The sequence below is a fragment of the Mucilaginibacter sp. NFX135 genome, from assembly GCF_048565145.1.
Lineage (GTDB): Bacteria > Bacteroidota > Bacteroidia > Sphingobacteriales > Sphingobacteriaceae > Mucilaginibacter.
In genome coordinates, this window is the sequence record NZ_CP183412.1 from 5,292,970 (window position 1) to 5,309,519 (window position 16,550).

General features: G+C 41.8%; 13 protein-coding genes. 6 read left to right on the forward strand and 7 right to left on the reverse strand.

From position 1 onward, the window contains the following. Positions 1-107: 107 nt before the first annotated feature. Both ACNURT_RS22010 and ACNURT_RS22015 read right to left on the reverse strand, forming a co-directional pair. Entirely contained in the window at positions 108-683 is a 576-nt protein-coding gene (locus ACNURT_RS22010; protein ID WP_419699520.1) for a porin family protein, read from the reverse strand. A 559-nt stretch (positions 684-1,242) separates the two neighbouring features. Further along, positions 1,243-2,310: a hypothetical protein gene (locus ACNURT_RS22015; protein ID WP_419699521.1), complete on the reverse strand. Its 1,068-nt coding sequence runs from the start codon at positions 2,308-2,310 to the stop codon at positions 1,243-1,245. 891 nt (positions 2,311-3,201) lie between these two features. Between ACNURT_RS22015 and ACNURT_RS22020 the strand changes: the two genes are divergently transcribed. Further along, positions 3,202-3,558 carry a DUF488 domain-containing protein gene (locus ACNURT_RS22020; protein WP_419699522.1) on the forward strand — a complete coding sequence of 119 codons (357 nt, stop codon included), beginning with the start codon at positions 3,202-3,204 and terminating at the stop codon, positions 3,556-3,558. Positions 3,559-3,742: 184 nt separating this feature from the next. On the opposite strand, the gene ACNURT_RS22025 is transcribed toward ACNURT_RS22020, so the two are convergent. Beyond that, positions 3,743-5,629 (reverse strand): chloride channel protein, encoded by a 1,887-nt coding sequence (locus tag ACNURT_RS22025; RefSeq protein ID WP_419699523.1) that lies wholly within the window; start codon positions 5,627-5,629, stop codon positions 3,743-3,745. Positions 5,630-6,024: 395 nt separating this feature from the next. Between ACNURT_RS22025 and ACNURT_RS22030 the strand changes: the two genes are divergently transcribed. The 3 genes from ACNURT_RS22030 to ACNURT_RS22040 all read left to right on the forward strand — a co-directional run bounded on the left by ACNURT_RS22030 (position 6,025) and on the right by ACNURT_RS22040 (position 9,704). Then, positions 6,025-6,720 carry a Crp/Fnr family transcriptional regulator gene (locus tag ACNURT_RS22030; protein ID WP_419699524.1) on the forward strand — a complete coding sequence of 232 codons (696 nt, stop codon included), beginning with the start codon at positions 6,025-6,027 and terminating at the stop codon, positions 6,718-6,720. Between the two features lie 528 nt (positions 6,721-7,248). Continuing rightward, positions 7,249-9,096, forward strand: a complete 1,848-nt coding sequence (locus ACNURT_RS22035; protein WP_419699525.1) for a chloride channel protein — start codon at positions 7,249-7,251, stop codon at positions 9,094-9,096. Between the two features lie 14 nt (positions 9,097-9,110). Beyond that, on the forward strand, positions 9,111-9,704 hold the full coding sequence (locus ACNURT_RS22040; protein ID WP_419699526.1) for a DUF4202 domain-containing protein: 594 nt from the start codon (positions 9,111-9,113) through the stop codon (positions 9,702-9,704). Here the strand turns inward: ACNURT_RS22040 and ACNURT_RS22045 are convergent, their stop codons facing one another. Then, positions 9,705-11,000, reverse strand: coding sequence for an aspartyl protease family protein (locus ACNURT_RS22045; RefSeq protein ID WP_419699527.1), 1,296 nt, complete (start codon positions 10,998-11,000; stop codon positions 9,705-9,707). It lies immediately after the preceding gene. 160 nt (positions 11,001-11,160) lie between these two features. Here ACNURT_RS22045 and ACNURT_RS22050 point away from each other — a divergent pair, with 160 nt between their 5' ends. Further along, positions 11,161-13,617, forward strand: a complete 2,457-nt coding sequence (locus tag ACNURT_RS22050) for an AsmA-like C-terminal region-containing protein (protein WP_419699528.1) — start codon at positions 11,161-11,163, stop codon at positions 13,615-13,617. A 315-nt stretch (positions 13,618-13,932) separates the two neighbouring features. Then, complete coding sequence (locus tag ACNURT_RS22055) at positions 13,933-14,793, forward strand: sigma-70 family RNA polymerase sigma factor (protein ID WP_076378021.1); 861 nt, start codon at positions 13,933-13,935, stop codon at positions 14,791-14,793. Between the two features lie 138 nt (positions 14,794-14,931). On the opposite strand, the gene ACNURT_RS22060 is transcribed toward ACNURT_RS22055, so the two are convergent. From ACNURT_RS22060 to ACNURT_RS22070, 3 genes are all read right to left on the reverse strand, one after another. After that, positions 14,932-15,123: a cold-shock protein gene (locus ACNURT_RS22060; RefSeq protein ID WP_076378023.1), complete on the reverse strand. Its 192-nt coding sequence runs from the start codon at positions 15,121-15,123 to the stop codon at positions 14,932-14,934. Positions 15,124-15,420: 297 nt separating this feature from the next. After that, the gene (locus tag ACNURT_RS22065) at positions 15,421-15,798 is read right to left on the reverse strand and encodes a response regulator (protein WP_370996361.1); all 378 of its coding nucleotides are present in this window, start codon (positions 15,796-15,798) and stop codon (positions 15,421-15,423) included. Positions 15,799-15,953: 155 nt separating this feature from the next. After that, entirely contained in the window at positions 15,954-16,526 is a 573-nt protein-coding gene (locus ACNURT_RS22070; RefSeq protein WP_419699529.1) for a thymidine kinase, read from the reverse strand. Between the last annotated feature and the right edge of the window lie 24 nt (positions 16,527-16,550).

Here is a 16,550-nt window from a genome sequence, read left to right on the forward strand (position 1 = left end):
AATCGAGAACCAAGAGTCAAGAATCAAGATAGGGACAAAATTAATTCGCTTGTTACTATTTTCTTGTCTTGATTCTTGACTCATAATTCTTGACTCCCTTTTATAAACTATTGAAATTTAAAACCAACCCCCAGGCTAAAGATATTGGCTTTTTGACCAAGCTCCTTATTCACCTTGCTTAAACCCAGGCTGTAGCGTGCATCAAAAGTTAAGCTGCCAATATCAACACCCGCGTTAATCACACCACCGGCGCTAAATTTTTTGTATTTAAATCCTTCCGGAGCAATTGGTGTTTTAAGGTTATAATACAGATCCGGACCGGCTGATACCCTGAAATTCAGATCGGCAGTATTTACAATCTTATAACCTACCATTAAAGGGACATTCAATTGCCTGAATTTAGCTTCGTACGAATTAGAATTAAAACGGTATTTATCGCTAAAGGTTACATAGTTTAACTCCGGTTGAAAATACAAGGTTTGTCCGGCCCTGGCAAATATACCCGCGTTAAAACCTATTTTACCCGATTTATCGTTAATAGCGCTCAAGCCTGTTTTTAAGGTAGAAAAGTTAACACCTGCCTTTATACCAAATTCAAGATCTGATGTCGACTGAGCTTTTGCAGAACCTATCCCTAAAGTAACCAGGATAGCTGCCGTTGCAAATAATTTAATTGCTTTCATTTTTTGGTTTTTGTTTGTGATCATTTTATTGAATTATTATCTGTTGTTTGATAGTATGACACGCCCGGTAAACTTTACCCTGACTGTGTTTTGAAAGAAATTTATTTCCCCTACCCTCTTTCCGCCGTAGGCGAAGAGGGTGACCGAGCGGAGCGATGGTCGGGCGAGTCGATTCTGCGCCTTGGCTCTAACCTCACGTGATACATATCGCATAAACCCCTCCCTGCCACAACTCAGCCCATCACACCCCTCCCGTGGAGCTACTGTGTGGACACATCTTTTGAATGCACTAATAGTTAAAAAAAGCTGCTCCAGAGGAGCAAAATGTCGGTAGAAATAATAAAAGTTAACCTCTTTTAGTGCCATAGGTACTACACTAACCGACTTAGGGTCTATTAATGCATTATTATTTGCCCCACGAAGTTAAAAAGTGACGTACCTACGGCACGTAAAAATTTCTTTTGATCCTTCTTCTACCGACATTCAGCCCCTACAGGGCACATTAAAAGATGTGTCCACACAGTAGCCCGTGGAGAGGGAATGTAATTCGATGAGGCTATTACAAAGCCACCTGTATACCTACGGTATAACCCCAATAGAAACCATGCAGATCGCGGCCATCATGGCGTGTCCAGCTGTTGATGTACCTGGTGGTTAGCTTACGCCCTTCTTCGGTATTGGTGTTCACATAATTGATAGACGGACCGGCGAATATGTCCACTTTGTTGGCTATCCGGAATGATGGCATCAGCCGGAATGTCGACTTCCAGTACTCATCCCTATCCTTAAAGCTTTCCAGTCCGCCGTTAACCAGTTCTGTATTCAGGCGGAACGACTGGATGGTTAACACATGTGCGCCAAAGCCGGCCTCGTAAGCATATTTTTGCTTTTTATTATTAAAGTTGTAGCCCACACCTACAATACCGTAAAATACTTTACCGCCGGAGCGAAAGGTTAACAATGCGGTTTGATTTTCGTCGATAGTAGCGCCGAGGCTTTTCTCGCCGTTTTTGGCTATGTTGATGATGCCTATCTGTGTACCGGCGCTATCAGCAATATTGATAAAACCTATTTGTGTACCTTTTGATTTTTTAGCCAGGTTCATAAAACCGGCAATCTGGGTGCCTTTATTGTCGCGGGCTATATTCATAAAACCAGCCAGCTGCAAGGTTGAAACATTACCGCCTTTATTCAGGAAGCCTGCTATCTGGGCGCCGCTGCTGTTGGCCGCTATATTGGCAAAACCGGCAACCGCTACCCCATGACCGCCGCCATAAGTATTTAAAAATCCGGCTACCATGGTACCATCGGCGTTTTTCCCTACGTGATTTGAAAATCCGGCTATCTGGAAACCACGCGCGTCATTGTGAATAATATTGGAGAACCCGGCAATGGTGACCCCGCGCTCAGCGGCTGATACACCGGCAATCAGATTTAGAGAAAAGCTATTGGTATCGCGTGGTGCTTTTGTCCAGTTGCTGCTTAACGGGTAAACTAAACCCACATTGGTGCGGGCACGGTCATGATCCTGAGCCTGGGCATTGGTACCTGCAAATACTATTAAAAAAAATGTCCATATTTTTAAAATAGTTAATAAGAGGCTGTCATTGTAAGTGTAAAAGTTCATGTCTATAATATTTATTGTGTTTTTGGAGCTATGACACGCCCCATGAACTTTACCCTGACTCTGTGTTGAAAAAAAATCGGGAACGAGAAACAAGAACCAAGAGTCAAGAATCAAGACCAGGAAAAAACCAATAGATTTATACAGGGATATTACCCTGAGAATTAAAATCCATGGGCCTTGAAGATACAATGACGTATTACATAAGATATGAACCCAATTATTTACAAAGAGCACGTCATTGCGATAGCGTGGCAATCCCCGACTTACAGAGCGACTCTGTATATTGGGGATTGCCACGTCGTTCCTCGTAATGACATGAGGGTGGGTGTCACCCTGAAAGAGGAATATGATTATTTAGGTCCATATATTTCCTAAATTGTTGGATATTTTCTAACTCTACATCCATCGTCTGTGTCCTCACAAACGATTTGCTTTTATGTTTGGGAGCAATAAGTTGTCTGTGAGGACACAGACAACGAAAAGAAAATCATATTTTTCAGTTCCCTCCCCACGGGGCAATGTCATTAAGTTAAGGAATTTTGCAAACCCCATCGGGGGTTAAAGCTTTGTAGAAAAAGGGCAATTTTCAATTCAGTGTCGTAGGTACTGCACTCAGGTTGCATACCTACGGCATGCTGAATACTTATTTTTGCTTTCTACAAAGCTTTTACTCCTACGGAGTATCCTTAACTTAATGACATTGACGGGAGGGGTGCGACAGGATTGCGCACAAATGCAGGGAGGGGCTTATACGAAGTGGCTTAAATTTATCAGGTGATTAAACCCCTTTCTCCCCTTCCCCGAGGAAGAAATCCCACGGACTCTGGCTTTTAATTAAATTAAATATTACCTTAATCAATAATTCACTAACTCAATAATTCAATAATTATAATGGGCGAATTACGAATAAAACGGATATACAACCCAGCCGAAAAAACAGACGGCCTGCGCATACTGATCGACCGGTTGTGGCCGCGCGGTGTAACCAAAGATCGGGCACAGATTGACCGTTGGATGAAAGATATAGCCCCATCAACCGAATTACGCAAACAATATCATGCCAACCCGCAAAACTGGGCCGAATTTCAGCATAACTACATCGTCGAACTGCAACAGTCAAAAGAAGCGGTTAACGAACTGGTGGATCTCATAAAAACCCATGATACGGTTACACTGCTCTATTCGGTTCATGATGAACATCAAAACCATGCGGTGGTGTTAAAAGATTTTTTGTTGACGATGATATAGATCACTTGTCATTGCTAAGGGGCGAAGCAGAATAAAAACGCGCCATTGTGAGTTACCAAGCAATGGCGTGATAGCTAAAAGGGGGGTCACCCTGACTCCGCCGAAGGGTAGAGCGCAGAGGCCTGCCTCTCCATACTTTGACAAGCTAAGCATGACATCCGCCCTCCTTTTAAAGCCTTCCCCTTTAGAGAGGTTTAGATGGGGTTTCCGTTTTCCGGCCCCTTACCAGCATTTTCATACGCTGGCGCTTGAGGGATATTTTCACATAAGGCTGCTGTGTTTTATCAGCTTCCATTTTAAAGGCCGAAATGATATCCCGGTAGGACAATATTCCCATTACCTGTTTATCATCTGGTGATAGTACGGGCAACACTTCCACATCGGTTTTCGACATCATTTCCATAGCATACCGTAATGTATCGGTATTTTTAACAAAAGCCCTTGCTTCCTTTTTTAGCATATCCTGCAAAGGCGAGGCTGGATCAAGATTGCTGCTGTACAGATCCGTCAGCTTTAAAGTACCGTTAAATTCACCATCGTTATTTACTACAATGAGATAATTGTCATGAATGTTATTGGTACTTGCCCAGGCACGCACATCGGCTATGCTGTTATTGATGTTGATGACTGTTGCCTCATCGCTGATCACCTGCGAAACCACCATTTTTTGCAACAGATCGGGCTCAAAGGAGTCAGGCGTAAAAATACCGCGACGGGCTATCTTTTCAGTCATGATGGTATTCTCCATCAGGAAAAACGAAACCATGTACGCTGCCGTACAAGCGCCAAGCAATGGCAGCAGCGCATGTGACTGCATCGTAGCTTCCAGCGCGAAAGTAATGCTGGTTAAATAAGCCCGCGAAGCCCCCGCGAACATGGCCGACATACCGATCAGCGCGGCCATTGGGATACTGATGCCCGAGTTAGGGAACACCAATAAAATAAGCGTGCCTGTAAGCGCCCCGGCAGCCCCGCCCATCGTGAGCAATGGAGCCAGAGTACCGCCTGATGTGCCGCTCCCCAACGCAATAGCCCAGGACAAGAATTTTAAAAACAGTAGGTTACAGATAATGATCAGCGGCCATTTGCCCGATAGCAAACCTGTAATATTATCATAACCCACCCCCAGCGTATGCGGCGCAAAAAACCCGATAATACCTACAGCCAGACCACCAATGGCCGGCCACCAGATCCAATGAATAGGCAGCTCTTCAAAATAATCTTCAATAATATATACTATTTTGGTGATTCCTAATGATAAAAAGCCGATAATGATGCCCATAAAACTGTAAATACCCAGGGCCAGGTTTGATGGTGTTGGCAAATCGGGCATGGGAAATACCGGGCCTGCCTCAAACAGCAAATGATGGCCAGCCGCACCGGTGATACAGGCTAAAGCCACAGGCAGTATAGATTTGGGCGAAAACTCAAACAACAACAGCTCAATAGCCAAAAACACAGCCGCTATGGGCGTACCAAAGATGGCCGACATACCCGCCGTTGCGCCCGAAGCCAGGATGATCTTCCGTTCATTAGCGGTTATCCGGAAAAGCTGTCCCAGCGTCGACCCCAAAGCGCCACCCGTTGCTATAATAGGTCCTTCGGCGCCAAATGGGCCACCAGTACCTATGGCAATGGCAGATGATATGGGTTTTAAAAAAGTAATAGCCGGGTTGATATTGCTTTCGTTAACCAATATTTGCTCCATAGCCTCGGGGATACCATGCCCACGGATGGCTTTTGAACCGTAAAAAGCCATAATACCTACCAATACGCCGCCAATGGCCGGGATAATAATAACCCATGGCCCCAGGTGGTTGTTCGCCGGTGAGTGAAAACCCAGGCTGAATGATCCGTAAAAAGAAATATTGGTAACCAGATTGATAAGGTAGATCAACACTTTAGCGATAAGACTGATAGCTACAGCTACGGCCACCGATAAACAGGAAATAAATATCAATCGTTTTTTTTGGACAAAGCCGTTTCCTGTATTGGACGGGTTCTCGATATAATTTAATGCGGGCGATATGGGTATCCCGGCTTTATTTACAGCTTTTTTTAATGGTTCCATTTTATGATGCCGGCAATTGATTGTTAAGGCCAGCTTTTCAGGGTACAAAATTAGGTTTTTTATTTATAAATATTGTATAAACAATATAATTAAAACATTAATTTTACATTTTAATATAAATTACATTATCTAAACAATAAATAATTATTAATACCCTGTTGTAGAATCGACTCACCCAGTCTACGCTTCGCTGGACTACCCTCTCTTCGCCTGCGGCGGAAAGAGGGCACGAAAATCTCTCCGCGCTACGCTCGCGATGACGTTGTTTTTTACCCTCTTTCCAGCGAAGCTGAAGAGGGGGTCGACAAGCGTAGCGATGTCGGGGTGAGTCGATACGCATCTGATTTAAGTGAGGCTAAGTAATTATTTATTTATTATTGCATCTTCAACATTTTATGACAAAAGCCGCCCATACCTGCGATCTGAATACCTGTTTTTTGTGCCGCAACAGCCTTAAAGACTGGCTTCCGGCGATAGGCGCCCATAAACAGAATATCACCCTAAAAAAGGGGCAGCAGCTGTTTAAGGAAGGCGACGATGTAGCCGGCATCTATTTTATGTATAAGGGCGTGGTAAAGGTTCACAAACAATGGGACCAGGAAAAGGACCTGATTCTGCGTTTTGCCAAACAGGGGGATATTCTGGGGCATCTGGGCTTGGGTGATACGTCAACCTACCCTGTCTCGGCTACGGCTGTTGAACCGGGGATTGTGTGTTACGTTGAAATGGATTTCTTTGAGTCGTCATTAAATGTAAACAGCCAGCTTACGTACAAACTCATGAAGTTTTTTGCCAATGAATTGCAGGAGTCGGAAAAACGGATGCGCAACCTGGCGCACATGCCGGTAAAAGAGCGCATAGCCCAGGCACTGTTATCGCTCCGTAACCAGTTTGGTTTGAATGAGAATGGCTTTGTTGATATCGAACTCACCCGTCAGGATATCTCCTCTTATGCCAGTGTAGTGTACGAAACCTTTTTTAAGGTAACGCAGGAATTTATACAAAATAAGCTCATCACCCTCGATGGTAAAAGCTTCAAGCTTTTGAATGAAGATGCTTTGAAAGAAATGACTTTGGGACGGAAGAAGTAAAAACTCGGGAGATGCAAATATACGTCTCTACAAATACTCGCTCCCGCGAGATTAGCGTAGCGTATCTCGTGGGTGGCATGGTTAAAGCTTCCAACTTCAGTTCGCTGAAAACTGAAGCCACAATACCATTGGGCAGAAGTCCGGGTACTTCCGAAATTTTTCTTAATTTATATTAAAGGCAGCCCGCTTATTTTTTTACCGGATAAGCGTGCTGTTTTGTTAAGGGATAAAATGGATCAAAAGTTCACCATTTAACATAGTTATTTGACAATTAGTTAATACTTTTTAAAGTTTCAAAAGCTGCTCATAACCGCGTTAAAATTTGTTAAAAAGTGTTAAAATGAGGGTTTCTTGAGCAACTTTTGAGTGATTTTCATCCAATTTAGGCCTGAAAAGTGTTAAAATAAAAGGTTTAAAAAGCTTTTGTCGCCATAAAATGAAGCAAAGGCAGATGAGTGAATTTTCCGGATTTAAATATCTTAGCCCTTGCTCCAAATTTATGCCTAAATTGCAGCCGGGAGGTTTTCATTGAGCAAGTACAGTAAATTAAAACGTTTTCATAATTTTTTTAAGTTTCAGCGCGATTTCAGGGCCAACAGTGTTCAAAAGGTCAGGAGTTATGAAATAGTGCTGCTTTGGGTACGCAATTACCTTTCACACAGCCACTTCCTGATACTATCAGGTATCCTGGTTGGTTGTACGGCTGGTTTGGCCGGAGTAGTTTTAAAAATGCTGGTGCATTATATTCATTACCTCATCACCTCCCGGTTCCAGTTTGAGCAGCAGATCGTTTTTTACGTGGTATTCCCCTTGCTGGGCATTGTACTTACCGCACTGGTGGTATTATACATTTACCGTGGCAATGATCGTAAAGGCATCCCGGCCATACTGTATGAAATTGCCCAGAACTCCAGCCTGGTATCACCGGTAAAAATGTACTCCCAGATAGTGCAAAGTGCCATTACGGTAGGTTTGGGTGGTTCGGCGGGTTTGGAAAGCCCTATCGCGGTAACAGGCTCGGCCATTGGCTCCAACTATGCCAAAACCTATAAACTGGATTATAAGGACCGTACGCTGCTGCTGGCGGCGGGTGCTACAGCGGGCATAGCCTCTGCCTTCAATGCGCCCATAGCGGGTATGATGTTCGCCTTTGAGATATTGCTCACCGGCGTTGTTTTTACCGATTTTATACCCCTGGTTGTGGCGGCCGTTTGCGGTAGCCTGGTGTCCAGGATCATTTTAAATGAGGAAGCACTGTTTCAATTTACATCAAGGCAGGCCTTTAACTATAAAAATATACCGTTTTATATTGTGCTGGGCATTGCCTGCGGTTTGTATGCCCGCTATTTTGTGGTAATATCTCAATGGGTGGAGCATCGGTTTAAACACCTCAAAAGAAGCAGGCTGCAAAAAGCTATCATAGCCGGGCTGTTGCTATCTATACTCTGTGTACTATTCCCGCCGCTATTTGGCGAGGGGTACTCCACCATTAAAGTGTTTGCCACCGGCAAGATAGAATCGGTAGTAGCTGTTAGCTTTTTTAAATATTTCACTTTTCATGAGTGGTTTATTTTGTTGTTTCTGGGTTTTATTTGCTTGTTAAAGGCCTTTGCTACATCCATTACTATTTATGGCGGTGGCAATGGTGGTAATTTTGCGCCTTCGTTATTTGCCGGCGGCACACTGGGCTATTTTATAGCGGTGGTATGCACTCAGATCGGTATCCCGAATGTCCCGGTAACCAATATGGTAATTGTGGGTATGGCCGGGGTAATGAGCGGGGTTCTATATGCGCCTTTGACAGCCATATTTCTAATCGCAGAGTCGAGCTCGGGGTATGATCTTTTTCTACCGCTGATGATTGTTTCGGTGGTGTCGTTCCTAATCGCCAAACGCTTTTCGGCCATATCGCCCGATTTAAAGCAACTGGCCGAAGAGGGTAAGATATTTACCCGCGAGCACGATCAAAACCTGCTCCTGTTGTTGCATACGTCTGATCTGATTGACCGCGAGATCCAGGAGATCAGTATATACGCTTCATTTCCGGAATTGATCGAATTGATCAGTGTTGGAAAGAAAAATTTTATAGCGGTAACTAATGACGACCATGTATTGGAGGGTATTATCCGGTTGGATGATATCAGGCCGGTTATGTTCAATAAGGACTTGTATGATGAGTTGAACGTGCAAAAAGTGATGGTCACCCCGCCAGCCATTATCGATGCAAAAGACGATGTACGGGAAATTGTGAAAAAATTTGATGAAACCAATACCTGGAACCTACCCGTGGTTGATCAGCATAAATTTGTAGGCTTTATATCCAAATCAAGCGTACTTAACCGTTACCGGCAGTTGCTCAAAGAGTATTCCAGTTAAAACAATTAATAACAATGACCAAACTAAATGCCGCTTTTGAGCAATTTGATGCCTACAATCAAAAAGATCCCAACATCTTTACCTGGGAAAATAAAAGCTATCCGCAGGAGTATTTTTTGGCTATTGAACTGTACAACTGGGTAAATAAACTGGATGCTAATGCCAGCGAAGAGTTATTGCTTGCCTCACGGAGCCAGCATATCGGTCGCTGGGAAATACCGCGTAACACCTATCCCGAAGGCCGGGAAGCCTATTTAAAATGGCGTAAGGATCTGGCCCAATACCATACCGAAAAAGCAGCTGCCATTATGGAAAACGTTGGGTACGGTACCGAGCAGATTGCCCGGACAAGACAGATCCTGCTTAAGCAAAAGATAAAGGTTGACCAAGATGTACAAACTATGGAAAACGCCCTTTGCCTGGTTTTCCTGCAATTTCAGTATGAGGAATTTCACCCTAAATACGAGGCCGATAAGGTGATCAACATCCTCAAAAAATCACTGCTTAAAATGGATGCGCATGGGCACAAGTTTGCCTTAACCCTACCTTATTCCGATCAGGGTTTACACTACATACAGGAGGCTTTGAAGCTGATCAACAGTAAATAACTACTTTACCGATTCCTTTCTGCTACCAAAAGCAATCGACGAGTTAACAAAGTTGATGGTCATGCTGGTAAATTGCGCAAACATGTCCTGCCCCATGTTGCCGTAGTAATATTTATCGCTCACTTGTGTTTCTTCGAGGTTCACCTGCGTGTTATTAAAAAGCACCTGTTTATGATCAATGGTAAAGGTCAGTTGCGGTACTTTTAAGGTTTTCATTCGCCTTGAGCCACCGGCACCGCCCATATGCAAACTGTCTTTTTTGGCGATGCTATCCAAATGAGGCTTAAATTGTTTATAAAAATTATCGCTAAACAAAGTTACCTGCGCACCGGTGTCAAACGTAAAAGGCAATGATTTACCGTGATACTCCATGTAAATCACAGGCTGCAGCAGATCAAGTGCCAGGTTGTGCGGAACAGGCTCTGTATGTATCACCAACGGTATCTGCATAGTATCTTTACCAATGGTTATTTCGCCAAGGGCTTTAATAACAGGCAAGCCGATAATGCCGTTTATTTTATAGGCCCCGCCGGCAAAGCTCAAGGCGCTATCCGGAAATATCAGGAATAGGACATTATTGATCTGTACTTTTCCTATGTACAATTGTTTGGCTATACCTAAATTTACTTTGGTACTTACCCCATTCATGCCACCCTCAATACTCACCTGGGAGTTTTTAACCACATCCAAATGCAGCTTTTGGGCATAGGTAGCGGTTATGGTTGATATATTGGCACCGGTATCAAAAACAAACAGATAATTGCTATCCTGTTGTTGCACAGGGATATTCCACAAACCGGCCATATCCTTTTTTATCAGGATAGATGATGATGCCTGTTTGTGCACCTGTTGAGCAGGGGTAGCTGTAAGTGCCGCCCATATCTTATTTTCTTCCTGCTGATCGGTTAATTCGCTCTTGCTAAACCAGGTACTATAATATTTAACCAATTGTTCAGAAGCAGTTTGGGCGGCTTTATAGTTATTCAGTTTAACATAGTTATCATAAGCTATGCGGTGCAGATAAAATTGCAGTTTGCCGTCATTTGCGGCTATTTTACGGGCAAATATTTTTTTCAGGAGCAAATTGGAAGCTGCGGGTTGATTAAACGCGTTGGTTAAAAACGCACTATAAAGCATTTTGTCATTTGCGGATAGATTAGTGCCGGATAAAGCCTGCTCCAGTTGAATATATTGTTTGGTGTATACCAATTCATTCAATTGTTTTACCTGGGCAGATGCCGGTAGTTTACAAATAAGTAAAATTGCTATAGCAGTTAAAAGGTATAGTGTTTTCATTCGGTAAGGTAAATTATTAAGATATTTCCGGATAAATTTTGTTACAGGATATCGCTGAAATCAATGATAAACTTTGTAAAAAAGAGCAGACATTTTACAACCATACGCTTTATATCCAAACAATTAGGTTATTTAACCCTTTATTGGTAAATTAACAAATATGCCTCATTGGGTTAAAACAGCATTAAAAGTATTGGGTGGTATTATAGTATTAATTATAATAGCAATTGCCGGTATTGCCGCTTATGTAGCATACAACAAGCAAAAAGTACTTAATCTTATTACTACCGAGCTGAACAAAAACATCAACGGAACCCTCACCATCGGAGGTCTCAACCCTACTTTTTTTAAAGGTTTTCCTGGGGTGTCTTTGGCGCTAAAAGATGTTACTTTGAAAGATAGTCTTTGGGTCAATCATCACCATACCCTACTAAGCGCAAAAGATATTTATGTTTCTGTAGATGCCAGCGCTTTACTAAAAGGCACAGTTACTATTAATAAAGTAGAGATCAGCAATGCTAAGATCGACCTGTTTACAGATAGTATCGGTTATAGCAATACGGCGGTTTTTAAAAGCAAACATCCAAAAAGCGCGCCCACTAAAGAAAAAGGCAGTTCATCCATGCAGATAAAACGCTTTGAGTTAAACAATGTTGATTTTGTTGTGAACGACCGTAAGGCGTCTAAATTATTTCAGTTTGAGGTGCAGGATATCGACGGTAAAATGGACTATCCCCTTACCGGCTGGAAAGCGCACCTTCAGTTAAAGACATTGGTAAAAAGCTTCTCGTTTAACACAAAAAAGGGAAGCTTTATGAAGGATAAACTGCTCAACGGCCCCTTTGATATCAGTTACGATAATAAAAACAAGCTGATCACCGTGGCACCCAATAAATTAGGGATTGGTGATGATACCTTTACCATTGGCGGGCAATTTAACCTGGCCAAAGATCCGGTTAATTTTACGCTTAACATAGCCGACGATCATATCCTTTGGAAAAGCGCATCAAATCTGCTGGCGGCCAATATCACTAAAAGTCTGCGGATGTTTGATCTGGATGCCCCTATTGCCGTAACTGCTAATCTGAAGGGAAGCTTTGGCGCCGGTGACCCCTTGATTTTTGTTACCTGTAAGGTAAAGGATAACACGCTCACCACTCCCGGAGGCCGTATTAATAATTGTAGTTTCAATGGTGTGTTCAGCAATAATTATGTTAATGGTAAAGGTTTAGGCGATGAAAATTCAATTATTAAACTCTATCATTTTAATGGCGATTATAAAGGTTTGCCTTTTACCGTTGATACAGCTTTCATTAACAATTTAAATACACCGGTTGCAACCGGTGTATTCAGATCGAAATTTGATGTGGAAAAGCTTAATCCCGTTATTGGCGAGCAGAGCCTTACGTTTACAAAAGGTACTGCTGATATTACCATGGCTTACAAAGCCGACCTGGTAAATTACGAGTTAAACAAGCCTTTACTGAATGGTGTAGTTAACATCAAAAATGCCGACGTAAGTTATTTACCGCGTAACCTTCATTTTAAAAATACGGGTATTGCACTAAGATTTTATAAGAACGATTTGTATATGAATAATATCCGCTTGCAAACTGGTAATAGTGTGGTAAATATGCAAGGAAAGGTGAGTAATTTTTTAAATCTGTACTACACCGCCCCTGAAAAAATACTGATCGTATGGCAAATAACAAGTCCGCAGCTACACATAGCCGAATTTTTAGGTTTTTTGAATGCACGGCAAAGTCAAACATCTGCTAAAACAAAAAACACTAAAATAAATTTAAACAGCAAGCTAAACACGGCCTTTGACAAAGGCAAAGCGGAACTGCACCTGCGTGTTGCCAAAGTTTACTATAAAAAGTTTTTAGCTACCGATGCCACTGCCGATCTCTTACTGGATAATAATATTATAAAGGTGCAGAATGTGAGCGTTAAACATGCTGGTGGTTCACTAAAACTGGCGGGTAACATTGTTCAAAATGGTAAGGTAAATAACTTTTTGCTCAACACCCAGGTTGACAATGTAAACGTGAGTAACTTTTTTTACTCGTTTAATGATTTTGGACTGAAGAGCTTTTCGTCAAAAAATTTAAAGGGATTTCTATCGGCACAGGCGCATATCACCGGCAGCATCAATAATGACGGTAACCTGGTACCACGATCGTTAAATGGAGTGGCGACAATCGATTTGCAGAAAGGCGCGTTGATCAACTTTAGCCCGATAACAAGCGTAGGGAAATTCGCGTTCCCGTTTCGTGACCTGAATAATATTACTTTTTCAAACCTGAAGGGTAAATTTGACATTAACGGCGATAAAATTACTATCAGCCCCATGCAGATCAACTCAAGTGTATTGAATATGGATGTAGCCGGAGTATATTCTTTATCAAGGGGTACCAACATAGCGCTCGACATCCCATTGCGTAATCCCAAAAAGGATACCGCAATAGTTGATCAAACTGAACGAAATAAAAAACGTATGCGTGGTATTGTTTTGCATATATTAGCAACAGACGGGGATGACGGTAAGATTAAGATAAAATGGAATAAGAACCGGGCGAAAAAAGAAGAGACAAGTGCAGAAATAACCAACTAAATTAAAAAAAGAACATAATAAACCGTTATTACATCCTTGCGTCATGTAATTTTGACACAATAATAGCATTTAATTGAGTATCTTTGTGCATCCATTTAAGAGATCATACATTTGATTAAACATTTATTGGTTACTAACACCACGCTTCGTACTGCAATAACAGCATTAGCCAACCCTCGTAACTATCCCGGGTATAGTAAAATTTACGGAAGCAAAGTTTAATTTAATTTATTTTTTAATACCGCCCGGTTAAAGCTAACCGGACAAAAATCTTATCGGACTGTTTATTAGCTTGAAAAAAATCTATTCAAAAAAATGAGACAACTAAAAATATCCCAATCCATTACCAACCGCGAGTCTCAGTCGCTTGAAAAGTATCTGCATGAAATAGGCAAGGTAGATTTAATTAGTGCACAGGAAGAAGTGATCCTGGCGCAAAAGATTCGTGAGGGCGACCAGGCTGCATTAGAAAGGTTAACAAAAACTAACCTTCGCTTTGTAGTATCAGTAGCAAAACAGTACCAAAATCAGGGCCTTACCTTAGGCGACCTTATAAACGAAGGAAACTTAGGTTTGATTAAAGCAGCAAAACGCTTTGACGAAACCAAAGGCTTTAAATTTATTTCATATGCTGTATGGTGGATCCGTCAGTCTATATTATCGGCTGTTGCGGAGCAATCACGTATTGTGCGCTTACCTTTAAACCAAATTGGTTCATTAAGTAAGATTCATAAAGCGGCTTCGAAATTAGAGCAGGAATTTGAAAGGCAGCCAACACCTGAGGAACTGGCTGAAGATTTGGAAGTATCTGTTGATAAAATTGCCGATTCACTGAGCAATGCCGGTCGTCAGATATCTATGGATGCTCCGTTTATACAAGGCGAAGAAAACACTTTGCTTGACGTATTACAAAGCACCGATGCAGCGACTGATACCGAGTTGATGATGGACTCTCTTTCACAGGAGATCAAACGTTCATTAAGCATATTGGCCGAACGCGACCGTGAAGTTATTATTCTATTCTTCGGTTTGGGTGGCTATGCCCCTCACTCCTTAGAGGAAATAGGTGAGAAATTTAATCTTACCCGCGAACGTGTACGCCAATTAAAAGATAAAGCTTTGATGCGCTTGCGTCATAACTCCAAATCAAATCTTTTACAATCGTATTTGAACTAAGTAATTACCGGGTAATAGCCCATGAATAAAAAAGCGGATGGCTGAAACCATCCGCTTTTTTTGTTTATCCAATTATCAGGCACAAAAAAAAGCATCCACACAATGTGCAGATGCTTGTACGATTATAATAATAGTTATTTAACCTACTTTTACATTTACCGCATTTAAGCCTTTTTTACCTTGTTCTACATCGTAGGTAACACTGTCGTTTTCACGGATAGTGTCAATAAGGCCTGAGGCATGTACAAAAACTTCGGCACCACCATTACTTGGTGTAATAAATCCAAAACCTTTGCTTTCATTGAAAAATTTTACTGTTCCTTGCATTATATTGTTATTTAATTACGTAAAGATACGGTTAATAATCAACAATTAACTATAAGTAAGGTAATTAAGTTTTTTTATCATCTTTTAGTTTGAAAAAACACAATAAAAAGGTGCTCATTTGTAAGCGTGTGCAACGTTATACCACCTCATTTATACGCACTCTTAGTGTAACAATAACACGGTTCATAAAACTGACAAAATAGTGCTTGAGTTTAGCAATGGCAGTAAATTATATGGTAATTTCTCGCAAGCATATCACCCGTATCTGTATGCGGCTGTTACACCTATCTTGATCTTCTTTTACAAACTTATTTTGATATGACGCTTCACCAGTTCGGTCAGCTCGGTTAGGTCAAACGGTTTTTTGATGTAGTCATCTGCTTCGCCGGCCTGGGCAATTTCTTTTAAATTATTAACTGCCGAAATAAGAATTACCGGTATATGGCTTGTAGCCGGATCGCTTTTCAATGCTTTGCTCAATTGCTGGCCGCTTAAATCGCTTGTCCAATCGGTAAGCCAGTTATCAAGCATTATCAGATCAGGCTCCAGCTCATGCACCTTTTTCAGTATTCTGGCATTGTCAGAAGCTATCACTTCATAACCCTCCTCTTCCAGCACGTACACAATGGTATCCCTGATGTCCTTATCATCTTCGATCACTAAGATTTTTTTCGCCATAAAGTCATTTGCTTAAGAATGAATACTGTATGGAGCTTTAATTATAATTAAAAAATTAAATTATAAACACCATAATATATCCTAAACATAAACAAACAACATGCTACCTTTTGTTTTGAAAAAGAGAGATTTATGCAAAAAATACTTTGCTTTAGTTAGCTATGGTAGCAAATACGACAGCGAGGCTCATAGCTTTCCTGTTCACCCAGGAGTATTCTGGCTTCATCAGGAACCAAACGATATGAATAAAGCGCCGGGTTACCACATCGTACGCATACGGCATGCAGTTTGGTAACCGACTCGGCAATGGCCATAATAGCCGGCATCGGGCCAAACGGGCGCCCCTTAAAGTCCATATCCAAACCTGCCACTATTACGCGTATTCCTTTATTGGCTAATATATTGCAAACATCGGGCAATTCATCATCAAAAAACTGGGCCTCATCTATACCAACCACATGAACATCACTGCTCAGTAACAATATAGCCGAAGCACTGTCGACTGGGGTAGAAGGAATAGAATTGGCATTATGTGATACCAAGGCATCTTCAACAAAACGAGTGTCGGCTTTAGGACTGAATATCTCTATTTTCAGCTTCGCGATACGGGCACGGTTAAGCCTTCTGATCAGTTCCTCTGTCTTACCAGAGAACATCGATCCGCAGATCACTTCAATACTTCCGCCCAATTCACTTTTACGTTTAAAAATTTCCTCGTTAAATACCATTCTGACTATTGTGGAGGGCAAATA